Below are 24,966 nucleotides of genomic sequence, written 5' to 3'. Positions count from 1 at the left end.
GCGGAGAAGTGCGAGTAGACGCCGCCAAGACTGCAGAGTCATTGGGAGGGTGGCGCGTTGCAGTGTTGACTCTGCGCGTAGGGCGGAGAAGTGCGAGTAGACGCCGCCAAGACTGCAGAGTCATTGGGAGGGTGGCGTGTTGCAGTGTTGACTCTGCGCCTAGGGCGGAGAAGTGCGAGTAGACGCCGCCAAGACTGCAGAGTCAATGTGCGGGTGGCGTGTCAATGGGAATTACCCTTGGCGCGGCGGCGGGCCTCGGTCGGCACCACGGGTGGACGAGCGAAGGGGCCACGTTGCACGGCGCTCAGCCTGATCTCCGGTAGGTCGACGGACGAATCGACGGTGTCCAGCCACGCGACCGTTTCGGCGACGTCGGAGACCTGGATCGCATACATCTCGAAGGGAACGTCTTGCAGCATCTCAGTTTCCACCGGCCCCGGTGTCACGATGTGAACGCTGATCCCGTCGCGGTCGACTTCGAGTGCCAACGCGCGGGCGAACGCGTTCATGCCGGCCTTCGACGCCGAGTAGGCGGTGCGGGCGGGCATCGGCTCGTGCGCGGCCGACGAGGAGATGAACACCAGTCGCGAGCCCGCGCGCATTCGCGGCAGAACAGCCGAGGTCACCACGAAGCAGGAATCGAGGTTGGCCGAAATGATGCTCTGCCACTGGTCGAAAGTCTGCTTGCGCGCGTAGGTTCCGCCCAGCGTGCCGGCCGCATGGACGACCAGGTCAATCCGTTCGAGTTCGCTTATCGCCTCGGCGAACCCGGTCGGATCGGAGGCATCGGCCACGATATGACGGGCGCCGATCTCGGCGGCCGCGGCGCGCAGCGGGGCCTCCCGGCGCGCCACCAGCACCACGTCGTAGCCGCGTTCACATAGTTTGGCGGCGCATCCTTTTCCGATCCCGCCGCTGCCGCCGGTGACCAACGCGGTTCGCAATGTTTCCCTTACGTTCGCCGGATATCCCGCGTGCGCGACAACGCCTGCGGGGACAGCGCATAGATCCGTTGGTCGGGCCGCCCGGACAACACGTAGGTCTGCGTGTCGGCCAGGTGGCGACCCGCGATGCGTCGCGCCCGGTCCACGTCACCTTCGGCGATCGTCTCGGTCAGCTTGATGTGAGTGTTGAGCGCCGCGCGGCGCTTGGCCAGGGACGGGTAGGTGCCCCGGGCGGAGGTCTCATCGGCCCACTGTTGCTCGTGGCTGGTCCACAGGGTTTCCAGGCTGCCGACGACCGCGATGATGGTGTGGTTTCCGCAGCCCTTGACGATGAGATTGTGGAACTGGCGCCCGATTTCGGTGAAAGCCCGCCCGTCGTCGAGGTTTTCGGCCATGGCGTCGTTGACCTGCTTGAGTTCCGGCACCAGCGTGTCGGCGCGGTCGGGTCGCTGGGCCGCCAGTGCGGCGCACGCGGGTTCGAGTTCCTGCAACGCCATGCCGAGGTCGGCCACCGCGACGGACTCGCTCTGCAACAGCAGACCGAGCATGTAGGCGGCGTTGGTCTTGGCCGGCGCGTGCACGACCGCGCCGCCGCGGTTGCCCCGCCGCACTGACACCAAACCCTCGGTCTCCAAGATTCGCAGCGCTTCTCGCAGCGAGACCAGGCTGACATTGAACTGCTCGACCAGTACCTCTTGGCGCGGCAGCAGATCGCCGTCGGCGAGTTCGCCGTCGATGATCTGGCGGCGCAACTCGTCGGCTACGATTTCGGCGATTCTCGGCGCCGATAATCGGCGACGGGCGTCGGGTCCAATTCCCAAGGCAGTCATCCGATCCTCGCAGTTCGCACAGTCGCTGGCTTAGCTATTTTAGCAGTAATGGTATAAATAGCCGCGTGAGTCGCGAGGCCGATAATCGGCCCACACCGCTCGACGAGTTGCGTGTCGTTGAGGTCAGTGACCGCATAGCGGGCAGCTACTGCGGCAAGCTGCTGGTCGACGCGGGGGCGCAGGTTTACAAAATCGAACCGCCGCAAGGGGATCCGTTGCGACGGTATTCCGCAACCTGCTCGCCGATCCCGGACGACGCCGACTCGCCGTTCTTCAGCTACCTGAACGCCGGCAAGCGGAGTTTGTGCATCGCTCCGAATTCCGATCACTACCGCGCCGAACTCGGGGCCGCGGACGTCGTCATCGCCACCGTCGGCCGCGCGCAGGCCCCCGCTCTGGGTATCGAGCCGCAACGGCTGCTGGCCGATCAGCCCCGGGCCGTCATCATCACGATCTCCGACTTCGGCTGGAAAGGGCCGTGGGCCGACCGCGCGGCCAACGAGTTCACGCTGCAAGCCTGGTCCGGCTCCCCCGGCTTTCGGGGTGACCCCGCCGGACCGCCGATATCGATCGGCGGTGACCTGGGGGAGTTCATGGGCGGGGTGTACGCCGCTTTCGGCGCCCTGGCGGTCCACCGGCGTGTTCGGCGCGGCGGTCCGGGTGAGCATCTCGACCTGTCCATGCTCGAAGCGTTGACGGCGATGCAGAGCAGCGAATGGCTACATTCGCAGCTGCTGCAGGTTGGCCCGGTCCGTCGCACCCTGGAAGTGCCTTCCATCGTGCCGGCCAAGGACGGCTATGTCGGCATCACGATGGTTACCGGGCAGCAGTGGCTGGACTTCGCCGCAATGGTGGAATGCCCGCAGTTCGAGGAGATTCCGCAGCTTCGATTCCAAATCGGCCGTTGGGAATTCCGCGACTACATCTTCGAATCGATAGGGCCGTGGATGGCCGAGCGGACCGTCGAGGAAATCGTCGAGCTGGGGCAGCTGTTCCGGTTGCCCATCGCGGCGTTGGGCAACGGGGCCACCATCCGCGAGACGGACTACGTGACCCAGCGCGGGGCCTTCGTCCGCAATCCCGCCGGTTTTCACCAGCCGCGCCCCCCGTGGCTGATGTCGCGGTGTGCGCCGGCGCCGGTGGGCACGACCCCCGCCCTCGGCGCGGACAACGATGGAATCCCGTCACGCACAAACAAATTAGACGGCGAACCAGTGCCACAAGGTTTGCCGCTGCAGGGTGTTCGCGTGATCGACTTGACCGCCTTCTGGGCAGGCCCGGCCGCGACCCATCTGTTGGCCGCCTTCGGTGCCGACGTCATCAAGGTGGAGTCGATTCAGCGCCCCGACGGCATCAGGAACTCGGGCGGCATGCGCACCGACGTGGACGACTGGTGGGAATACGGTTGGGTGTTCCACGCGATGAACACCAACAAGCGTTCCGTCACATTGGATTTGGGCTCGCAGGAAGGTCGCGAACTGTTCCTCAAGCTCGTCGCCGGGGCCGACGTGGTGATCGAGAATTTCTCGCCGCGGGTGATGGACAACTTCGAGCTGACCGCGGACGTCCTGCTGCAGGTGAACCCAAAAGTCGTCGTCGCGCGGATGCCGGCATTCGGACTGGAGGGTCCGTGGCGGGACCGGGTCGGGTTTGCACCGACCATGGAGCAGATCGGCGGCCTGACCTGGGTGACCGGCTTGCCGGAGACGTCCCCGGTGACCCCGCGCGGCGCCTGCGACCCGCTGGCCGGCGTCCATGCGGCGTTCGCGGTGCTGGCCGCGCTGCAATTCGCTGAACGCACCGGATTGGGTCAGCAGGTCGAGCTGCCGATGGTCGAGGCGGTTCTCAATGTCACCGCGATCCAACCCATCGAGAACGAGGTCTTTGGTCAAACCCTCAGCCGTCGCGGAAATCGCGGCCGGTGCGGAGCAGTGCAGAACATCTACCGGTGCGCCGGCGACGACGATTGGATCGCCGTCAGCGTGCGTGACGATCGGGATTGGCGGGCGCTGGTCGACCTCATGGGGCGGCCCGCGTGGTGCGACGACTCATTGGCCACTCTGCCCGGACGACGAGAGCGAGGCGACGAGATCGACAGTCACCTCGCGGCGTGGTTCGCTGACCGAGAACGCGACCCGACGGTAGAGCTGCTGGCCAGCGTTGGGGTTCCGGCCGCCCCGGTGGTGTCGCCCTCGTTGGTGACCGACAACCCGCAACTGCGTGACCGGGGCTTTTTCGAGTCGTTGACGCATTCGCGGATTGGGCAGGCGCTGTATCCGACGCCGCCGTTCGCCCTGCTCACCGACCAGCGGGAATGGCTGCTACGCCCACCGCCCACCCTGGGCGAGCACAATGAAGAGGTACTGCGCGATCAGTGCGGGCTGACCGACCAAGATCTCGAGCCCCTCGCCGCCAGCGCGGTCATCGGGACTCGGCCGGTCGGACTGTAGAGAAAGACATCTCACGAAGTTAGAAGTCAAGCCGCGAGTGTGAGAGGGGGTGGAAACGCCTGATGTTCGTTGTACCGTTGGCCAGTTTGCAGGCAGTGGTGGAGTTGGCCGAGGAACTTGTTGAACAGGTGTCGTTGGGCTTGGCGGTTCCAGTCTCCTGCGGCGCGGCGGGCATCGAAGTGGCGACGGGCACCCGGGGAACCGCGCAACGATGCCAACGCCCAGATCGAGCCGACCGCGGCCAGGCGCCGGTTTTTGATATGCCGATGTGTCACAACGGTTTTCTTTCCGCTGGCGCGGGTGATAGGGGCCGATCCAGCGAAGGCTTTCAACCCGCGGGCATCAGCGAAGCGGGCGCGGTCGTCGCCGATCTCGGCGAGCACCCGGGCGCCAGTCAGATTCCCCAGGCCAGGGAAGCTGGTGATGATCGCGGCGTCCGGGTGCTGTTCAAAATGGGCGATCGCCGCCTCGGCCAGGTCATCGCCGGCCGCGCTCGCGGCCTCGAACTGGCGCAGCAGCGCGGCCAGCTGGATGCCCATCGCGTTTTCCACCATGGGTGGTTGGTGCAGGTAGGTGTCGGTGAACACGCTGCGCAGCCGCTCGACGTCACGGTCGAGGTCACGGCGGCGGCCGGCTTTGACCAGCAACCGGCGCAGCCGCGCCGGGGTCAGTTTTGCAGCCTGCGTGGGGCTGGCGCGGCCGCCAGGATGGTGCGCGCGTCGGCGCGGGCCAGCCCTCCGCTGGGCAGGTCTGCGAAGGCCGCCAGCGCGGCCGGGTAGAAGTCTTTGAGCAGATCGCGGATCTGGTTGCCGATCTGCTGACGTGCCCACACGGCGTCCTGCTGGGCGCGCGCCAGTACCCGGATAGCCTGGGTCAGCTCGGTGTCGAGGGCAGCCGGCGGTGGGCGTCGGGGTCGGTGCGGATGATGTTGGCCAACAGCACTGCGTCGGTGGCATCGGATTTGGCGCCCGAGAGTGCATACCGCGCCCGATACCGCGAGGCCGCCAACGGATTGATCGGATATATCGCCCGGCCGGTTTCGCGCAACGCGCCTACCCACAGCCCGCGGTCGGTTTCGATCCCCACCGGGATCGGATGCTCGGCGCTGTCGCCGACCTCGGCCAACAGGGTCAACAACTGTGCAAAGCCGGCCGCGTCGTTATCGACCCTCCCGCGGGCCACCACGCGACCGTCGGCGTCTACCACGGCGACATCGTGATGCGATGTGGCCCAGTCGATTCCGCAAAAAAGTTCCAAATTACCGCTCCTTCGATCACTCAACCGGTCACGAGCCTTGATGGGGTCACGCGGCGCCCTAATCGCAGGACTCGAAGGTCCGTCATCTCACTAGCCGTCCGTGACTCCAGCACACCACAGGGCCTCGTTCTTTCGAAGAGCTCGAAGCTCGGGATCGTTAGCCGGGAGGTCGACCCTGTGGCGGGCTCGAGCAACGGCATCCCACCACCGAAAGCCATGATCTGCCGTCAGGCGCGCCGCTCTCTCATAAGGCGTCATACGCCGGGAGCTCCCAGGCATCACCCAACGGCAGACCACACAGGAATCGCCCTGGCCTACACGACCAGTAACCAACCCCTACTAAACGATTAGGAGCGTTCGATGCGGGTAATTGTCGACGCGGACATGTGCGAGGCCAACGGTTTCTGCGAATCGATCGCCCCGGACATTTTCGTATTGGGTGACGAGGACGTAGTGCAGATCGCCGACGGTCCGGTGCCGCCGGATAGGGAGATCGACGTCCGCGCCGCGGTGGACCAGTGCCCCAGAGCGGCCCTGCGGATCGTCGAGTAGCGACCTGCCGTCGCGGTCAACGCCGAAAAGCATTGCGCTGCAACGGGCGATGCTTGGCATGCCCGCCGCGTTGACGTTGAATGCTTAAAATAGTAAAAATAGAGCCAAGACGTCGAACCGGAGAGCTCGTGACGGACACCGTTTCTGATTCCATAGACCCGTCGGAACGTGAGTTCGGGCCGGCGGGCATCGCGCTGTCGAAGTACCGCTTTCCGACGGGGTGGTTCATCGTCGCCTTCGCCTCCGATCTGGGCGCCGGAGAAGTCAAGCGCGTGCACTACTTCGGCGAGGAATTGGTGCTGTTTCGCACCGCATCCGGCCAGGTGCACGCGCTGGACGCCTACTGCCAACATCTCGGTGCCAACATGGGCGTGGGCGGGACGGTGGAGGGCGAGCACATCGTTTGCCCGTGGCACGGATGGCAGTGGCGTGGCGACGGCACCAACGCCCTGATCCCGTACAGCAAGATCGGCTGCAAGAACAACGTCCGCATCCGGACCTATCCCGTGACGGAGTGGTACGGCTTCATCCTGGTTTGGCACGAGCGCCACGGCCGCCCGCCGTACTGGCAGCCGCCTGTGCTGCCCGAACTCGAGACCGACGAGTACTACCCGCTGCACCCGCACACCCGGATGGTCAACCGGGTCAAGGTGCATGCGCAGATGATCATCGAGAACGCCGCCGACCCGTACCACGTCCAGTACGTGCACAAGGCCGCCAACCCCGCCAACACCGCCTCGTTCGAAGTCTCCGGCTATCACCTGCACGCGACCGTCAACGCCAATTTCGGAGGCGGCCGGGCGAAGACTTGGTTGACGCCCAACGGACCGGTCGACGCCAAGATCATCTACGACAACTACTCACTGGGACTGGGCATCGTGCGCTTTCCCAGCGAGCTGGTGGCCACCGTCCAGGTCACCGGGCAGACACCGGTCGACGAGGACTACACCGACTACTTCTACACCCAGGCCTCCATCCGCGAGCCCGGCGACACCGGCGATGTGCCCACCGGACGTGCCGCCAGGTTCCTTGCACTGCAACAAGAGGTCATCAAACAGGACTTCTTCACCTGGGAGAACATGAAATACCTGGAGAAGCCCAATCTGGCGCCCGAGGAGGCGCACGACTATGCGGCTCTGCGCCGTTGGGCGCATCGCTTCTATCCTGGTAAAGAGCCATCGCCCGACGACTTTGGTTATACCCCCGAAGGCCAGCCCGACCCCGCTGCCGCGCACGCCTAATGAGCGGACCCTTGGGTCCCGCCGACTTCGGCGTCGAGCGATTCACCGTACCGGCGGTGCTTGATCGCAGAGCCGAGCAGCATCCCGACCGGGTGATGATGTCGATCGCCGGCACCGATATCACCTTCGAGCAGATGCGGCAGCGGTCTCTCGTGGCGGTAAAACTGTTGGGCGAGTGGGGTATCGGTCGCGGCGACTGCGTGGCGCTGTTCTCCGGCACCTGTCCGGAATGGGTCTACCTTTGGCTGGGTGCGGCGCGGATCGGCGCGTTGAGCGCGGCGGTCAACGCCGCCAACAAGGGTGACTTCCTGCTGCACAACCTTCGGCTGTCGCAAGCCAAGGTGATCTTCACCGACGCACAGCGGCGCCCACGCCTCGACGAAGTTCTTGACAGGCTCGACACCGTGGCAACCGTTGTGACGCCGGAGGATTGGCCAGACATCCCTGGCGCTGAGGTAGTCCAGGCCGCCGAGCCTGAAGCCGTCGGCGCGCTGTTCTTCACCTCCGGCACCACCGGACCGTCGAAAGCGGTTGCCACGTCATGGCATTACCTGTTCACAGTGGCCGCAACCGCTGCCTCGGCCTGGGAATTCGCCCCTGGTGAGACACTGTGGACGGCGATGCCCCTGTTCCATTTGAGCGCCGCACCCAGCGTGCTGGCGCCGATGCTGATCGGCGGAACAACGGTGCTAGCGGATGCTTTCCATCCGACCGAGGTGTGGGATGACGTGCGTGTTCGCGGTGCCGTCGGCTTCTTCGGCGCCGGTGCCATGGTGTCGATGCTGCAAAGCCTGCCACCGGATCAGCGGGACGCGGACCTGCCGCTGCGGTTCATCTCCGCGGCACCGATCGACGCCAAGGCCTACCGCGAGATCGAAAAGCGTTATGGCTGCCGCATTGTGACGATGTACGGGATGACCGAAGCCTTTCCCATCGCCGTCAAGGGTGTTGCCGAAGACGGCGTGCCCGGAACATCTGGACGTCTCAACCCGAACTTCGACGTGCGGATCGTCGACGAGGACGGGTCCCCGGTCCCGGCCGGGGCTGTCGGCGAAATCGCCTGTCGGCCGAGGTATCCACACGTAATGAGTGAAGGCTACGTCGGTGACCGGTTACAGGTGCACCGCCACGATGAGTGGTTTCGCACCGGGGACCTGGGCCGAGTCGATGCGGATGCGAACCTGACCTACGTGGACCGCGTCAAGGATTCGCTGCGCCGGCGCGGTGAGAACGTCTCCTCGGTAGAAGTCGAGAAGGTCGTCATGGACCACCCTGCCGTGGCCGAAGCCGCCGCCGTCGCCGTCGCCAGCGATGTGGGTGAGGACGACATCTTGATAGTCCTGACATTGCGCCCCGGCGCCACACTGGATTCCGCGGACTTGCTGGACTTCTGTGCCGCCCGCATGCCGTACTTCTGCGTCCCGCGCTACGTCGACATCGTCGACGAACTTCCCAGAAACGGCATCGGACGGATACGCAAAGACCTGCTGCGTGCCCGAGGTCTCAGCCCCGCCGCGTGGGATCGTGAAGATCACGGATACGTCGTCAGTCGGTGAGTAGGGTTTCGTCAGGTCCCAGGGAAATTGGAGAACAGAAATGACCATGACCTACCAGGAACACCAGATGCTGCATGCCGCCACGGGGCGCGCCGCCATCTTGGACCTGACCGCCCGACACAACAGGGCCTACTCCGCTGGCGACCGCGACGCGTGGATCGCCACCTTCCGTCACTCCGGCGCCACTTTCATCCGAGATGGCGAGACATTCACCGATTTGCGTGCGGCTTTCGACGGCGGCAATGGGCAGCGCCTGGTCAGTGTCGACCACGAGATCCACGTCGACGGGGTCAATGCGACGCAACGGTGCGTTGTCGTGCTGTACGCCAAGGTGTATGACGAAACGACGCTGCGAGCCACCGGGACGTCCTCCGATCGGCTGATCTATGAGCGCGGCGGTTGGTACTTCACATCCCGTGAACTCCAATGGGATTCGGTGCCGAGCGCCCATCCGGTGATGTGAACGGAACATGCACGTGGACCGCGGCCTGAGTTACCAACTGGCGTTCGGTAGCTACGAGGATGCGTTGCGGATGGTCGGCACCGCGGGCGAACCGCGCACCGCGGCGACGGCGGTCAGCGGCGCGCGCATCCAGCTGTTCGCCTCGTTGGTACGTGACGGGAATCGTTCGTACTGGGACGCCGAGTATGCGCGGCAACAGTGGGGCGGTTTGCTGGCACCGCCGGCCTTGTTGATGGGATGGCTGGTTCCTCCGCCTTGGCAGCCGGGTGGGCGTCCGCCGGCGGCATCGCTCGCGCTACGGGTGCCGTTGCCGGGTACGACGTTCATCAACGCGGCCAACGATGTCGAGTTGCTGCAGCCCATCATCGAGGGGGATCTGCTCACGGCGGTCGAGGAGTTGGTCTCGGTGTCGCCGGAGAAGCGGACCCGTCTCGGTGTCGGACACTTCGTCGAGACGTTGGAGACATATCGCCGCCAGGATGGCGCGGTGGTGGCCAGGTCTCGAAACACGTTGTTCCGCTTCACTCCTGAGGCGTCGTCATGACGTCGGTGGATCTCGATTGGAATGCTCTGAGCGTACCTGTTGACCTGCCCGAGGTCACCGACGAAATCACTTATCAACGCGTGGTGGAAAACGCCGGAGCGACTTGGGACTACTTTCCCGGCCATTTCGATCCCGCCTATGCCCAAAGTCAAGGCAACCCAACTATTTACGTCAACACCATGCACCTGGCGGGGTTCGCCGACCGCATCGCGACCGACTGGGCGGGCCCGGGCAGTCGCGTGGTGCGTCGGTCCATGCGGTTGACAGGCTCCATCTATGCGGGCGACACCATGGTTGGCCGGGGTAGGGCGGTGGCCAAGCGATGCGACACCACCGTCGATCCGCCGCGCTACCTGGTCGATCTCCAGATCGAAGTGACCAACCAGCACGGCGCTTTGTGCTGCCCGGTCGAGATCACTCTGCAGCTGCCCGAACCCCGTTGAGCGGCGGCATTTTTCCGTTGCAGATCACGGCCTGCAGTTCAACGTACTCGTCGAGGCCCTCCGGTCCGAATTCGCGTCCGATGCCCGAATGCTTGAATCCGCCGAATGGCGTGCTGATGTCGAGCATGTACATGTTGATGCCGTAGGTGCCGGTCCGCACCCGGCTTGCGATATCCAAGCCGTGGGCGGTATCGGCGGTCCAGACCGAACCGGCCAAGCCGTAGTCGCTGTCGTTGGCGATCCGGACGGCGTCGTCTTCGTCCTGGTAGGTAAGCACCGTCAGGACCGGGCCGAAAATCTCCTCCCGCGCGATCCGCATGTCGTTGGTGGCGTCGGTGAAAAGGGTTGGGCGCACATACCAGCCGCGTTCCACCGGGCGGTCGTCACCGCCGACGACGAGGCGTGCGCCCTCCTGCTGGCCGGAGCGGATGTAGTCCTGCACCCGACGTTGTTGCCGTTGTGCGACAAGGGGTCCGATGTCGGTCTTCTCCTCGGATGGATCACCGACGTGCAGTGCCGACATCATGTCGGCCAGCGCGTCGACGACCTCGTCGTGGCGGCGTTCGCTGACCAGGATGCGGGTCTGCGCAACACAGGCCTGGCCGTTGTTCATCAGCCCCGCGGTCTTGAGACCGGCGACGGTCTTGTCGAGGTCCGCGTCGTCGAGGATGATCGCTGCCGATTTGCCGCCCAATTCCAGGCTCACCCGCTTCAGCTGCTCTCCGCAGATTGCGGCGATGCGCCGCCCGGTCGCACTGGAGCCGGTGAACGCGATCTTGTCCACCGCCGGGTGGCGCACCAGTGCTTCGCCAACGTCCGGACCGCCGGTGACCACCGAAACCACACCTTCGGGCAGGTCGGCCTGTTCGATCATCTCGGCCAACCACAAAGCGTCCAAAGGCGTTTCGGGCGCTGGTTTGAGCACCACCGAGCAGCCGGCGATGAGCGCGGGAATGAGTTTGGGCATGATCAGGCATTGCGGCACGTTCCACGGCACGATCGCACCCACCACGCCCACGGGCGCCCGGCGGAGGTGCGCCTCACCAAGCACGCCCTGACGTCGTTCTGCCCAGGGAAAGTCGCGGGCCACTGCCAAGGCCAGATGGATCATCGAAGCCGCCCCGGCCGCTTGGCCCAACCTGCTGAAACTGCGTGGTGAGCCCATTTCGGCGGTGATCAGGTCGGCCATGGCGTCGAGCTGGCGTCCGTAAATCGCGGCTAGCCCCTCGATCTTGCGCATGCGCTGTTGCGGTTCCATCCGCGGCCAGGGCCCGTGATCGAACGCGGTGCGGGCAGCGGTGATGGCGGCCTCGATATCCGCTGGCCCCGCAGCCGGGACATGGCCGATCGGCTCTTCGGAATGTGGGGAGATGACGGCAAGTCGTTCTGTCGTGCTGGGTTTGCGCCAACGTCCACCGATGAACAGTTCGTCGTACGAACGGTGGGGATTCTCCGCCATGGGAGCGCTACCTTTGGGCAGGAAACGGCATTTCGCTATTGATGCTAACATAGCAAAAAAGCCATATTTCGCTGTGCGAGGCGGGGCATTGACTGACGATTGGCGCAGTTACCCTTTTCATCTGGTTCCTGGCGATGAGTCGCTGCAGTTTCCCGCTGCCGAGGGCGAACACCCGGACCAGGAGTCCGATACCTGGTTCATCGCGGGCCAGCTTGACGCCCCCGATACCGGTCGGTCCTTCGCCTTCCTGACGATCTTCAACAAGAACCGGCCCGGGGGTTCGGTGGTGGCCGACTTCTACACCATGGCGTTATTCGATTTGGACACCGGCGAATACGGGACCTACACCGATTACGACATGCCGCCGGCCAGCATCCAGCCGGGTGCAGAGCCGAAGTTGGCCGCCGCGACGGGTTACCTCGATCTCGTCTACCGAAGTGACGCCGGAGCCGTGTCGTGGACCACCTGCCGCGACGAGGCTGGGGAACTGCTGCCCTACACCTACCGCGTCAGCCTGGTCGGGACGGACCAGGCCGGGCAATCAATGGAGTTGGACCTTTCGGTTACCCCGACGCGGGCGCCGACGCCATTGGGCGCGTCCACCTACAACGGCAAGATCGCCTGTTTCGGCCAAGACGACACCTATTCCTACTTCCAGACCGGCATGGTGATGACTGGAAGGCTGCGCTGGGGCGCCCGATCGGAACGGGTCCGCGGTACCGCCGGACACGTTGACCGGCAATGGTTTCCGAAGTATGCCGGTGGCGGGACGGGCGAACCTCCCCGGACCAGGTCGCACGAATGGCGCACGATCAATTTCGACAACGGCGTCGACATGAGTATCTGGCGCCAATTTCATCGCGCAGACGGCAATGCGCTGCAACGGTTTACCGGAATAACGACGAGTCACCCCAACTCGGCCAAACCGCCGGAGTGTGCCGAGGACTTCGAGGTCACGGTCGACAGCTATGTCCGCTGGCCGGATTCGATCCGCCCGCTGATCCGCCCGCCGACGTCGGCGAGGTATCTGCCGGATGGGCACCGGATCACCTGTGCTGCACTGGGGTTGGACATCGTCGGTGAACCTTTGGTACCGGCGCCCGCACACGGGCTGCCCATCGAATACATGGAAGGCCCGTATCGATACCGGGGTTCCTTGGCTGGGCAGCCGGTGTCGGCGTTCGCCTTCAACGAGCGTTCGCTGGCGCTGTACCGGGATTGGGAACTGGTCGATGTGCTCGCGACGGAGTTGCCCGACGTTGCCGACGAACTCAGGCCACTGGTGTCGTCCGGCCGGCGAGCCGAGGCTGCGGAGTTGTTGACGAAACTACGCCCCGGCCAACAAGCCCTGGCGGCGACCATCATCGACGACCTGGTGACCGCGCTGTCAGAGTCTTGACAGCGCTTCCTCCCAAGCCATGTGTCGATGCTGCAACCCCGGTTCGTTGCGGCCGAAAACCAGCTTTTCGCGCGCACCGGATTCGAGGTTTGCCTGCAGGGCTTCGACGAGCCGATAGTCCTCATCGCGAACGGTGGCGTGGGCGTATTCGAATACGGCTTGGGCGCCGGCGGCCACCGACTCGTCCGACAGGTCCAACGGCGTCGAGTTCTGGTGCACGGTAATGGATCTGCCGGGTTCGGTTCCGGGATAAACCCGGAACAGTTCGCCGTTGGCGATCGTCACCGATATGACGATGTTGGGGAACAGGGCGTAGATCACCACCATGTTCTGGAACGGGTCCCACTTGTCCTCGGGCACGTCCTCGAGGCCGAGGATGGCGTTGAGCGGGAAGATCAAGCGGTGGTGCGGGCCGTACGAGTCGAAGACCGTGCAGTTGCTCCGCGCGATGGTGGCGAAGGTCTGCCGGTGCACGGTGGCGAAGTGATAGTTCTCGGCGAACGTGTCGACGGCCAGCTTCCAGTTGATGGGGGAGTCGAGGACCTTCTCGCCGAGCGGAGACCAGCGGCCGATGCCCCACGAGTCGAGCTCGTCGGCGAGGTCGCCCAAGTGTGCCGCGACGTCGAGATGGGTGCCCGGATTCAGTGCTATCCAAAGGAATCCGGCGAACTCCGTGGCCGGGAGTTCGGTCAATCCGTCGGACTTCAGCGTGACGTCGGGAAATCCCTCCCGCCCCGGAACTCCCACCAATCGCCCGGTGTTGTCGTAGGTCCACGAGTGGTAGGGGCAGGTGAATCGCTTCGCGGTGCCGCACCCCGTCACGACTTGCGATTGCCGGTGCAGGCAGACGTTGTCGAAAGCCTTCACCGTTCCGTCGGTCGTGCGGGTGAGCAGGATGGAACGGCCCATGACCGTCTTGGTGCAGTAGCTCCCGGGTCCCGGTAGTTCCGACGCGTAGCCGACCAGTTGCGGGCTGGACATCAACATCGCCCGATCGCGTTCGTGTCTTTCCCGCGACGTGTACTCGCGCGCGTCGACCGTGTGTTGTTTTTCGGCGAGGTCGGTGGTGTTGTCGCGAGCCAGCTTCAGGGCCCGCCGGGTGAGGTCGATGAGTTGGTCGCGATCCATCCTGAACTCCCGTTACAGTCGCGCTCCGCTCTAACTTTACTAACTTTATAACTTTTCGTCGGAGCAGAGGACGGGGTGCCGGGGACGGCACCGCATCCCGACTTGATACAGATGCGACACCCGAGATGGACGGGTCTGGTGTGAATTCTGTCGTACCCTGTGGCATGTGCCGGTGTCCCGACGTGACGTGTTGAAGTTCGCCGCGGCGACGCCGGGCCTGCTGGGCCTGGGTGTCGCCGCGGCCTCGGTGTACCCCGCACCGGCGTCGGCGGCCCTCGGCACCTTGTTGGACTACGCGGCCGGGGTCATCCCCGCAAGTGAAATCAGGGCAGCCGGCGCGTCAGGCGCGATCCGATACGTGTCGGACCGGAGGCCGGGGGGCGACTGGATGCTCGGCAAGCCGATCCAATTCGCCGAAGCGCAGGACCTGGCCGGCAACGGACTCAAGATCGTCTCCAACTACCAGTTCGGAAAAGGGAGCACGTCGGACTGGCTGGGCGGCGCCGCCGCCGGGATTCAGCACGCCAAACGGGGTGCGGAACTCCACGCCGCCGCCGGTGGACCCGCCGGCGCCCCGATTTACGTGTCAATCGACGACAACCCGTCGGTCGAGCAATACAAGAACCAGGTCCTGCCGTATTTGCGGGCCTGGGAATCAGTGATCGGGCACCAGCGGACTGGCGTCTACGCCAACTCCAAGACCATCGACTGGGCCTTGAACGACGGCGTGGGCTCCTACTTCTGGCAGCACAACTGGGGCTCGCCCAAGGGCTACACCCACCCGGCCGCCCACCTGCACCAGGTCGAGATCGACAAGCGCAAGGTCGGTGGCATCGGCGTGGACGTCAACGAAATCTTGAAGCCGCAATTTGGGCAGTGGATCTAGGGCTCCATTCGATCGCCTCAGTGGCGCCGCCTCCCAGCAAACACTCGTTCGCTCACTTTTCTGTATCGGCTACATAGCTGTATCCACGACCGTGCGGCCTGTGGTATGGGACACCCTCGCCGAAGCGCCAAATTTTTCGTATAACGATTTGGTAACAATACTGCCTTGATCAGCGCAGTTATAGCTACTCGACCGTAACCACCTGCATGCAGGACGTTTGTCCGCCACTTCCGTGCCGCCGATGAAACATGGTGTTACCCGCGACACGGTTACCCGCGCGTAGAACTCGCCAGTAACCAATCGACGTAAACAATCTAGACGATTCCTTATGAGACTCTTATTAGGACCGATGTGGGTCGATGCCAACTTTTGGGCGCCGCTTGAATCTACGAGCCGGATCCGAAACACACCGGTCAGACGATTTTCGGCTGGCGATTCAACGCGGAATCGGCACGGGAGAACCAGGAGCGGGTGCGTCCCGCGGTCGGACGTCCGGAACGGCCGAAAACTACGAGAGACGCTTAAGACGCTGCGAGACGTAACAGGGAGATGGAGACGTGACGATCCACGAGCACGATCGGGTATCGGCTGACCGCGGAGAACCCAGCCCCCATAGCTCCCATGCTCTCGTCGACCGACTGACCGCCGGCGAGCCGTACGCGGTCGCCTTCGGTGGGCAGGGCAGCGCCTGGTTGGAGACCCTCGAAGAGCTGGTGTCAGGGGCCGGGATCGAGGCCGAGCTGGCGACCCTGGTCGGTGAGGTCGAGCTGGTCCTGGAGCCGGTCGCCAAAGAGTTAGTTGTCGTCCGTCCGATCGGCTTCGAGCCGTTGCAGTGGGTACGCGCGCTGGCCGCCGAAGACACCGTCCCCTCGGCCAAGCACCTGACGTCGGCCGCGGTGTCGGTGCCGGGTGTGCTGCTCACCCAGATCGCGGCCATTCGCGCCCTGGCCCGCCAGGGTATGGACCTCAATGCCCACCGGCCCGTGGCGGTGGCGGGGCATTCCCAAGGCGTGCTGGCGGTCGAGGCGCTCAAGTCCGGCGGGGTGCGCGACGTCGAGCTCTTTGCAATGGCCCAGCTCATCGGTGCCGCCGGCACACTGGTGGCGCGCCGCCGGGGGATTTCGATCCTTGGTGACCGCCCCCCGATGGTCTCGGTCACCAACGCCGACCCGCAGCGCATCCAGCACTTGCTGGAGGAATTTTCCCAGGATGTCCGGACCGTGCTGCCGCCCGTCCTGTCCATCCGCAACGGCCGGCGTTCGGTCGTCATCACCGGCACGCCGGACGAACTCTCCCGCTTCGAGCTCTACTGCCGGCAGATCTCGGAGAAAGAAGAGGCCGAGCGCAAGAACAAGATCCGCGGCGGCGACGTCTTCTCGCCGGTGTTCGAGCCGGTGCAGGTGGAAGTCGGTTTCCACACCCCGAGGCTGGCGGACGGCATCGACATCGTCGGACGCTGGGCCGAGACGGTCGGCCTGAACGTCGCGCTGGCCCGGCAGCTCGCCGAGTCCATCCTGGTGGACAAGGTTGACTGGGTCGAGGAAATCACTCGTGTGCACTCGGCCGGAGCGCGCTGGATTCTCGACCTGGGCCCGGGCGACATCCTGACCCGGTTGACCGCGCCGGTGATCCGCGGCCTCGGCATCGGAATCGTGCCCGCGGCGACCCGCGGCGGCCAGCGCAACCTGTTCACCGTCGGGGCCACGCCAGAGGTGGCGCGGGCTTGGTCGACCTACGCACCCAGCGTGGTGCGCCTGCCCGACGGCAGGGTGAAGCTCTCGACGAAGTTCACCCGACTTACCGGCCGCTCACCCATCCTGCTGGCTGGCATGACCCCCACGACGGTCGACGCCAAGATCGTGGCCGCGGCCGCCAACGCCGGACACTGGGCCGAACTCGCCGGTGGCGGGCAGGTCACCGAGGAGATCTTCGCCCGCCGCATCCAAGAGCTGTCCGAGTTGCTCGAGCCGGGCCGCACCTACCAGTTCAACGCGCTCTTCCTCGACCCGTACCTGTGGAAGCTGCAGGTCGGCGGCAAGCGGTTGGTGCAGAAGGCCCGGCAGTCCGGTGCCGCGATCGACGGCGTGGTGGTCAGTGCGGGCATCCCCGAGCTCGAGGAAGCCGTCGAGCTGATCGACGAGCTGAACGAGATCGGCATCAGTCACGTCGTCTTCAAGCCCGGAACCATCGAGCAGATCCGTTCGGTGATCCGCATTGCGACCGAGGTGTCCACCAAACCGGTGATCATGCACGTTGAGGGCGGCCGCGCCGGTGGTCACCACTCCTGGGAGGACCTCGACGACCTGCTGCTGGCGACCTACTCGGAGCTGCGCTCGCGCGCCAACATCACCGTCTGCGTCGGCGGCGGCATCGGCACGCCGGAACGGGCGGCCGAGTACCTGTCCGGCCGCTGGGCGCAGGCCTACGGCTTCCCGTTGATGCCGATCGACGGCATTCTGGTCGGCACCGCGGCGATGGCCACTCTGGAGTCCACCACGTCCCCGTCCGTCAAGCGGATGCTGGTCGAGACGCAAGGCACCGACCAGTGGATCAGCGCCGGAAAAGCCCAGGGTGGCATGGCATCCAGCCGCAGCCAGCTCGGTGCCGACATCCACGAAATCGACAACAGCGCTTCCCGCTGCGGCCGTCTGCTTGACGAGGTCGCCGGCGACGCCGAGGCGGTTGCCGAGCGCCGCGACGAAATCATCGCCGCGATGGCCAAGACCGCCAAGCCGTACTTCGGCGACGTCGGCGAGATGACCTACCTGCAGTGGCTGCAGCGTTACGTCGAACTCACCATCGGGGAGGGCAATTCGACCGCCGACACCGCCTCGCCGGGCAGCCCTTGGCTGGCCGACACCTGGCGTGACCGTTTCGAGCAGATGCTCAAGCGCGCCGAAGCCCGTTTGCACCCAACGGATTCCGGCCTGATCGAAACCGTCTTCAACGAGCCCGAACTGCTCGAGAACCCCGAACAGTGCATCGCCAGGCTGCTTTCGCACTACCCCGACGCCGAAACCGTCCAGCTGCATCCCGCCGACGTGCCCTTCTTTGTCACGCTGTGCAAGACGCTGGGCAAGCCGGTCAACTTCGTGCCTGTCATCGACAAGGACGTCCGGCGTTGGTGGCGTAGCGACTCCCTGTGGCAGGCGCACGACGCCCGCTACGACGCCGACCAGGTGTGCATCATCCCCGGCACCGCAGCGGTCGCCGGGATCACCCGGATGGACGAGCCCGTCGGCGAATTGCTGGACCGCTTCGAGCAGGCCGCGATCGACGAGGTGCTCGGCTCCGGTGCCGAACCGAAGGACGTCACCTCCCGCCGCATTGGTCGCGCCGACGTGACCGGACCGTTGGCGGTCGTGCTCGACGCACCCGACGTGCTGTGGGCCGGACGCACCGCCACCAACCCGGTGCACCGGATCGCCGAGCCCAGCGAGTGGCTGGTACACGACGGGTCCGAAGGCGCCCGGGCCACCCACTCGTCGACCGGTGCGCGGCTCCAAACCGACGGTTCTGACGTCGTCTTGAGCGTCCCGATCTCGGGCACGTGGATCGACATCCGATTCACCTTGCCCCCCAACACCGTTGACGGCGGTACCCCGGTGATCTCGTTGGAGGACGCCGCCAACGCCATGCGTGCCGTGCTGGCCATCGCCGCGGGTGTCGACAACCCGGAGTCGCTGCCGCAGGTGATCGACGGGACGGCGACCGTCACGGTGGACTGGGACCCCGAGCGGGTCGCCGACCACACCGGCGTCACCGCCACCTTCGGTGAGCCGTTGGCGCCAAGCCTCACCACCGTGCCCGACGCCCTCGTCGGCCTCTGCTGGCCGGCAGTTTTCGCAGCGATCGGCGCAGCGGTGACCGACACCGGCGAGCCGGTGATCGAGGGACTGCTGAGCCTGGTCCACCTGGATCACGCCGCGCGGGTGGTCGGCCAGCTGCCGAAGGTGCCCGCCCAATTGACCATTACGGCAACGGCTTCGAAGGCGACCGACACCGACATGGGTCGCGTGGTGCCGGTATCGGTGACCGTGCGCGGCGCGGCCGGTGACGACGGTGCTGTAATCGCCACTCTCCATGAGCGATTCGCGATCCTGGGCCGCACCGGATCGGCCGAACTCACCGACCCGGTCCGTGCCGGCGGGGCGGTATCGGAAAACGCCACCGACACCCCGCGCCGCCGCCGCCGCGACGTCAAGCTGGGCGCTCCGGTCGACATGCGTCCGTTCGCGGTGGTCTCCGGCGACCACAACCCCATCCACACCGACCGGGCCGCCGCCCTGCTCGCGGGGTTGGAATCACCGATCGTGCACGGCATGTGGTTGTCGGCCGCGGCGCAGCATGCGGTGACCGCCACCGATGGCCAGGCCCGCCCACCGGCGCGGCTGGTCGGTTGGACCGCACGCTTCCTGGGCATGGTGCGCCCCGGTGACGAGGTCGACTTCCGCGTCGAACGTGTCGGAATCGACCAGGGCGCAGAGGTTTTGGAAGTTGCCGCCCGCGTCGGTTCGGATCTGGTGATGTCGGCCACCGCCCGCCTGGCCGCCCCGAAGACGGTATATGCGTTCCCCGGCCAGGGAATTCAGCACAAGGGCATGGGCATGGATGTCCGCGCCCGTTCCAAGGCGGCCCGCAAGGTGTGGGACTCCGCGGACAAGTTCACCCGCGAGACCCTGGGCTTCTCGGTCCTGCACGTGGTCCGCGACAACCCCACCAGCATCATCGCCAGCGGCGTGCACTACCACCACCCCGACGGCGTGCTGTACCTGACGCAGTTCACCCAGGTGGCGATGGCGACGGTGGCGGCCGCGCAGGTGGCCGAAATGCGCGAGCAGGGTGCCTTCGTCGAGGACGCCATCGCGTGTGGCCACTCGGTCGGCGAGTACACCGCACTGGCCTGTGTGACGGGCATCTACGAGCTAGAAGCCTTGCTGGAGACGGTGTTCCACCGCGGCTCGAAGATGCACGACATCGTGCCGCGTGATGAGTTGGGGCGCTCCAACTACCGCTTGGCGGCGATCCGGCCCTCGCAGATCGACCTGCCCGACGACGAGGTCCAAGACTTCGTCGCCGGGATCGCCGAGCAGACCGGTGAATTCCTGGAGATCGTCAACTACAACCTGCGTGGCTCGCAGTACGCCATTGCCGGCACCGTCCGCGGGCTGGAGGCGCTGGAAGCCGAGGTGGAACGGCGTCGCCAGATCACCGGCGGCCGACGCTCGTTCATCCTGGTGCCCGGCATCGACGTGCCGTTCCACTCGCGGGTGTTGCGGGTCGGTGTGGCCGAGTTCCGGCGCTCGCTGGACCGGGTGATGCCGCGCGACAAGGACCCCGACGTCATCATCGGGCGCTACATCCCCAACCTGGTGCCGCGGCCGTTCACCCTGGATCGCGACTTCATTCAGGAGATTCGCGACCTGGTGCCCGCCGAACCGCTCGACCCGATTCTCGCCGACTACGACACGTGGATCCGGGAGCGCCGTACCGAGTTGGCGCGCATCGTGTTGATTGAGTTGCTGGCCTGGCAGTTCGCCAGCCCGGTCCGCTGGATCGAGACCCAGGACCTGCTTTTCATCGAGGAAGCCGCGGGTGGCCTGGGTGTCGAGCGGTTGGTCGAGATCGGCGTGAAGTCGTCGCCGACGGTGGCGGGGCTGGCCACCAACACCCTGAAGCTGCCCGAATATGCCCACAGCACAGTGGAAGTGCTCAACGCCGAGCGCGATGCCGCGGTGCTGTTCGCCACCGACACCGACCCCGAGCCGGACGTTGAGGACGAGCCGGCCCCGGCCGAGGAGGCGGCGGCGCCCGAAGTCGCCGCGGTTCCCGCCGCGGCCCCGGCGCCTGCGGCGGCGCCTTCGGGTGCGCCACGTCCCGACGACCTCGCGTTCGGCGCTGCCGATGCCACCTTGGCCCTGATCGCGATTTCGGCCAAGATGCGCATCGACCAGATCGAGGCGCTGGACTCAATCGAGTCCATCACCGACGGCGCGTCTTCGCGGCGCAACCAACTGCTGGTGGACTTGGGCTCCGAGTTGAACCTGGGTGCCATCGATGGTGCGGCGGAGGCCGACCTGGCCGGACTGCGCGCTCAGGTGACCAAGCTGGCCCGCACCTACAAGCCATATGGCCCAGTGCTTTCCGACGCCATCAACGACCAGCTGCGGACGGTCTTCGGGCCGTCGGGCAAGCGGCCCGGGGCGATCGCCGAACGGGTGACGAAGACCTGGGAGCTCGGCGAGGGTTGGGTCAAACACGTCACCGTCGAGGTCGCGCTGGGTACCCGGGAGGGCACCAGCGTTCGCGGTGGTGCGCTCGGCCACCTGCACGAAGGTGCCCTTGCCGATGCGGCCACCGTCGACAAGGTCATCGACGCCGCCGTCACGTCGGTCGCCGCGCGCCACGGCATCAGCGTGGCGTTGCCCGCTGCGAGCGGTGGCGGCGGCGGTACCGTTGATCTGGCCGCGCTGAGCGAGTTCACCGACCAGATCACCGGCCGCGACGGCGTGCTCGCATCGGCGGCACGTCTGGTCCTGGGCCAGTTGGGCCTGGACGACGCGGTCAGCGCGGCCCCGACCGCGACCGATGCCGAGCTCATCGACCTGGTCACCGCCGAATTAGGTTCGGACTGGCCACGTTTGGTGGCGCCGGTGTTCGACGCCAAGAAGGCCGTCGTCTTCGACGACCGCTGGGCCAGTGCCCGCGAGGACCTGGTCAAGCTGTGGCTGATGGACGAAGGTGACATCGACGCCCAGTGGTCGCACTGGTCGGAGAGGTTCGAGGGGGCCGGTCACGTCGTGGCTACCCAGGCCACTTGGTGGCAGGGCAAGTCGTTGGCCTCGGGCCGTCAGATCCACGCGTCGCTGTACGGGCGGATCGCCGCCGGGGCGGAGAACCCGGACCCGGGCCACTACAGCAGCGAAGTCGCCGTCGTGACAGGGGCTTCCAAAGGCTCGATCGCCGCATCCGTGGTGGCGCGGCTGCTCGACGGCGGCGCCACCGTCATCGCGACCACCTCGAAGCTCGACGAGGAACGACTGGCCTTCTACCGCAACCTGTACCGCGATCACGCCCGGTACGGCGCCGTGCTGTGGGTGGTCGCGGCCAACATGGCGTCCTACTCCGACATCGACGCTCTGGTCGAATGGGTCGGCACGGAGCAGGTGGAAAGCCTTGGGCCGAAATCGATTCACATCAAGGATGCGCAGACGCCCACGCTGCTGTTCCCGTTCGCCGCTCCGCGGGTCGTCGGCGACTTGTCGGAGGCTGGCTCGCGTGCCGAACTGGAGATGAAGGTCTTGCTGTGGGCGGCGCAGCGACTGATCGCCGGACTGTCGAAGATCGGCGCCGAGCGTGACATCGCGGCACGTTTGCACGTGGTGCTGCCCGGTTCGCCCAACCGCGGAATGTTCGGCGGTGACGGTGCGTACGGCGAGGCGAAGTCCGCTCTGGACGCCGTGGTGAGCCGTTGGCACGCCGAGTCGTCGTGGGCGGAACGCGTCAGCCTGGCGCACGCCCTGATCGGGTGGACCCGCGGCACCGGCCTGATGGGTCACAACGACGCCATCGTCAGCGCCGTCGAAGCGGCCGGCGTCACCACCTACTCGACCGACGAGATGGCGGGCCTGCTGCTGGGCCTGTGCGACGTGGAATCCAAAGTGGCCGCGGCTCATTCGCCGATCAAGGCGGACTTCACCGGCGGACTGGCCGGGGCCGATCTGGACATGGCCGAACTGGCTGCCAAGGCGCGCGAGGAAATGTCCGCCGAAGCCGCCGCCGAGCAGCAGGCCGACACGGAGGGCCTCATTCCGGCCCTGCCGTCCCCGCCGCGCGGGTTCAACCCGGCACCGCCGCCGGATTGGGCCGACCTGGACCTTGACCCGGCCGACCTGGTGGTGATCGTCGGCGGCGCCGAACTGGGACCCTTCGGTTCGTCGCGCACCCGGTACGAGATGGAGGTCGACAACGAGCTGTCGGCGGCCGGTGTCCTCGAACTCGCCTGGACCACCGGCATGATCCGTTGGGAAGACGACCCTCAACCGGGTTGGTACGACAGCCAATCCGGTGAGCTGGTCGACGAATCCGAACTGGTCGAGCGCTACCACGACGCCGTCATCGAGAGAGTGGGAGTTCGCGAATTCGTTGATGACGGTTCGATCGATCCGCAAGAGGGCAGCCCGTTGCTGGTGTCGGTCTTCCTGGACAAGGACTTCAGCTTCGTCGTCTCGTCGGAGGCCGACGCCCGCGCGTTCGCCGAATTCGACCCCGAGCACACGGTCATCCGACCGGTGCCCGACTCGAGCGACTGGCAGGTGATCCGTAAGGCCGGCACCGAGATTCGAGTGCCCCGGCGCAACAAGCTGTCGCGGCTGGTGGGGGCCCAGATCCCGACCGGGTTCGACCCCACGGTGTGGGGCATCAGCGCCGACATGGCCGGTTCCATTGACCGGCTTGCGGTTTGGAACATCGTCGCGACCGTCGACGCATTCCTGACCGCCGGCTTCACCCCGGCCGAGGTGATGCGCTACGTCCACCCGAGCCTGGTAGCCAACACCATGGGCACCGGCATGGGCGGCGGCACGTCGATGCAGACGATGTACCACGGGAACCTGCTGGGCCGCAGCAAGCCGAACGACATCTTCCAGGAAGTGCTGCCGAATATCGTTGCCGCACACGTGGTTCAGTCGTACATCGGCAGCTACGGCGCGATGATCCACCCGGTTGCCGCATGCGCGACGGCCGCGGTGTCGGTTGAGGAGGGCGTCGACAAGATCCGGTTGGGCAAGGCCGAAATGGTGGTTGCCGGCGGGATCGACGACCTGACGCTGGAAGGCATCATCGGCTTCGGCGACATGGCGGCCACCGCTGACACCGCCATGATGCGCGGACGGGGCATTCACGACTCGAAGTTCTCCCGGCCCAACGACCGTCGGCGCCTCGGCTTCGTCGAAGCCCAGGGCGGCGGCACCATCCTGCTGGCGCGCGGTGACCTCGCGCTCAAGATGGGGCTGCCCGTGCTCGCGGTGGTGGGGTACGCGCAGTCCTTCGGCGACGGCGTGCACACCTCGATCCCGGCGCCCGGCTTGGGCGCGTTGGGCGCGGGCCTGGGTGGCAAGAACTCGCCGCTGGCGCGCGCGCTGGCCAAGCTGGGTGTGGGCGCTGACGACGTGGCGGTGGTCTCCAAGCACGACACGTCAACGCTGGCCAACGACCCCAACGAGACGGAACTGCATGAGCGGCTGGCCGACTCGATGGGCCGTTCGGAGGGCGCACCGTTGTTCGTGGTGTCGCAGAAGAGCCTGACCGGTCACGCCAAGGGCGGCGCGGCGGTGTTCCAGATGATGGGCCTGTGCCAGATGTTGCGGGACGGCGTCATCCCGCCCAACCGCAGCCTGGATTGCGTGGACGACGAACTCGCCGGCTCCGCGCACTTCGTGTGGGTGCGCGATACCCTGCGGCTCGGCGGGAAGTTCCCGCTCAAGGCCGGGCTGTTGACCAGCCTCGGGTTCGGTCACGTCTCCGGTCTGGTCGCGTTGGTTCACCCGCAGGCGTTCATCGCGTCGCTGAGCCCCGAACAGCGCGAGGACTACCAGCGACGGGCCAACGCCCGCCTGCTGGCCGGGCAGCGCCGACTGGCCTCGGCGATCGCCGGCGGTGAGCCGATGTACCAGCGGCCGCCGGACCGTCGCTTCGACCACAACGGTCCGGAGAAGCCGCAAGAGGCCGCGATGCTGCTGAATCCGGCTGCTCGCATCGGTGACGGCGACGTCTACCAGGCCACTGCGGGCTGACCGGACGTATCCGTTAACCT

14 protein-coding genes and 1 pseudogene are annotated in these 24,966 nt (G+C 66.0%); 10 read left to right on the top strand and 5 right to left on the bottom strand.

Features of this window, described 5'->3' with window-relative positions; all coding sequences use genetic code 11:
* Positions 1-221 precede the first annotated feature (221 nt).
* Both G6N68_RS19415 and G6N68_RS19410 read right to left on the bottom strand, forming a co-directional pair.
* The gene (locus tag G6N68_RS19415; protein WP_163715739.1) at positions 222-944 is read right to left on the bottom strand and encodes an SDR family oxidoreductase; all 723 of its coding nucleotides are present in this window, start codon (positions 942-944) and stop codon (positions 222-224) included.
* Positions 945-952: 8 nt separating this feature from the next.
* Positions 953-1,774 carry a FadR/GntR family transcriptional regulator gene (locus tag G6N68_RS19410; RefSeq protein ID WP_163715736.1) on the bottom strand — a complete coding sequence of 274 codons (822 nt, stop codon included), beginning with the start codon at positions 1,772-1,774 and terminating at the stop codon, positions 953-955.
* A 65-nt stretch (positions 1,775-1,839) separates the two neighbouring features.
* Between G6N68_RS19410 and G6N68_RS19405 the strand changes: the two genes are divergently transcribed.
* A complete protein-coding gene (locus G6N68_RS19405; RefSeq protein WP_163715733.1) occupies positions 1,840-4,224 on the top strand; it encodes a CaiB/BaiF CoA-transferase family protein in 2,385 nt (794 codons plus the stop codon).
* Positions 4,225-4,250: 26 nt separating this feature from the next.
* Here the strand turns inward: G6N68_RS19405 and G6N68_RS19400 are convergent.
* A pseudogene (locus G6N68_RS19400) lies at positions 4,251-5,481 on the bottom strand (IS110 family RNA-guided transposase).
* Between the two features lie 360 nt (positions 5,482-5,841).
* Here G6N68_RS19400 and G6N68_RS19395 point away from each other — a divergent pair.
* From G6N68_RS19395 to G6N68_RS19370, 6 genes are all read left to right on the top strand, one after another.
* Positions 5,842-6,033, top strand: a complete 192-nt coding sequence (locus G6N68_RS19395) for a ferredoxin (protein WP_163715730.1) — start codon at positions 5,842-5,844, stop codon at positions 6,031-6,033.
* An 80-nt stretch (positions 6,034-6,113) separates the two neighbouring features.
* Positions 6,114-7,274 carry an aromatic ring-hydroxylating oxygenase subunit alpha gene (locus tag G6N68_RS19390; RefSeq protein WP_163715727.1) on the top strand — a complete coding sequence of 387 codons (1,161 nt, stop codon included), beginning with the start codon at positions 6,114-6,116 and terminating at the stop codon, positions 7,272-7,274.
* The gene (locus G6N68_RS19385; protein WP_163715724.1) at positions 7,274-8,830 is read left to right on the top strand and encodes an AMP-binding protein; all 1,557 of its coding nucleotides are present in this window, start codon (positions 7,274-7,276) and stop codon (positions 8,828-8,830) included. Before G6N68_RS19390 ends, G6N68_RS19385 begins: the two co-directional genes overlap by 1 nt.
* Positions 8,831-8,870: 40 nt before the next feature.
* The gene (locus tag G6N68_RS19380; RefSeq protein ID WP_163715721.1) at positions 8,871-9,293 is read left to right on the top strand and encodes a nuclear transport factor 2 family protein; all 423 of its coding nucleotides are present in this window, start codon (positions 8,871-8,873) and stop codon (positions 9,291-9,293) included.
* A 7-nt stretch (positions 9,294-9,300) separates the two neighbouring features.
* A complete protein-coding gene (locus tag G6N68_RS19375; RefSeq protein WP_163715718.1) occupies positions 9,301-9,837 on the top strand; it encodes an FAS1-like dehydratase domain-containing protein in 537 nt (178 codons plus the stop codon).
* Complete coding sequence (locus G6N68_RS19370; RefSeq protein ID WP_163715715.1) at positions 9,834-10,280, top strand: MaoC family dehydratase; 447 nt, start codon at positions 9,834-9,836, stop codon at positions 10,278-10,280. The genes G6N68_RS19375 and G6N68_RS19370 overlap by 4 nt, the downstream gene beginning before the upstream one ends.
* Here the strand turns inward: G6N68_RS19370 and G6N68_RS19365 are convergent.
* Positions 10,252-11,739 carry an aldehyde dehydrogenase gene (locus G6N68_RS19365; RefSeq protein WP_163715712.1) on the bottom strand — a complete coding sequence of 496 codons (1,488 nt, stop codon included), beginning with the start codon at positions 11,737-11,739 and terminating at the stop codon, positions 10,252-10,254. The two genes, G6N68_RS19370 and G6N68_RS19365, sit on opposite strands and share 29 nt — an antisense overlap.
* Before the next feature lie 88 nt (positions 11,740-11,827).
* On the opposite strand from G6N68_RS19365, the gene G6N68_RS19360 reads away from it, so the two are divergent.
* A complete protein-coding gene (locus tag G6N68_RS19360; protein ID WP_163715708.1) occupies positions 11,828-13,138 on the top strand; it encodes a lipocalin-like domain-containing protein in 1,311 nt (436 codons plus the stop codon).
* Here G6N68_RS19360 and G6N68_RS19355 read toward each other — a convergent pair.
* Positions 13,127-14,266 carry an aromatic ring-hydroxylating oxygenase subunit alpha gene (locus tag G6N68_RS19355; RefSeq protein ID WP_163715705.1) on the bottom strand — a complete coding sequence of 380 codons (1,140 nt, stop codon included), beginning with the start codon at positions 14,264-14,266 and terminating at the stop codon, positions 13,127-13,129. The two genes, G6N68_RS19360 and G6N68_RS19355, sit on opposite strands and share 12 nt — an antisense overlap.
* A 166-nt stretch (positions 14,267-14,432) precedes the next feature.
* Here G6N68_RS19355 and G6N68_RS19350 point away from each other — a divergent pair, with 166 nt between their 5' ends.
* Positions 14,433-15,152, top strand: a complete 720-nt coding sequence (locus tag G6N68_RS19350; RefSeq protein WP_163715702.1) for a DUF1906 domain-containing protein — start codon at positions 14,433-14,435, stop codon at positions 15,150-15,152.
* Positions 15,153-15,709: 557 nt separating this feature from the next.
* Positions 15,710-24,946, top strand: a complete 9,237-nt coding sequence (locus G6N68_RS19345; protein WP_163715700.1) for a type I polyketide synthase — start codon at positions 15,710-15,712, stop codon at positions 24,944-24,946.
* Positions 24,947-24,966 lie beyond the last annotated feature (20 nt).

The organism is Mycobacterium bourgelatii, from assembly GCF_010723575.1.
Lineage (GTDB): Bacteria > Actinomycetota > Actinomycetes > Mycobacteriales > Mycobacteriaceae > Mycobacterium > Mycobacterium bourgelatii.
This window is presented reverse-complemented; position numbering and strand designations above follow the sequence as displayed.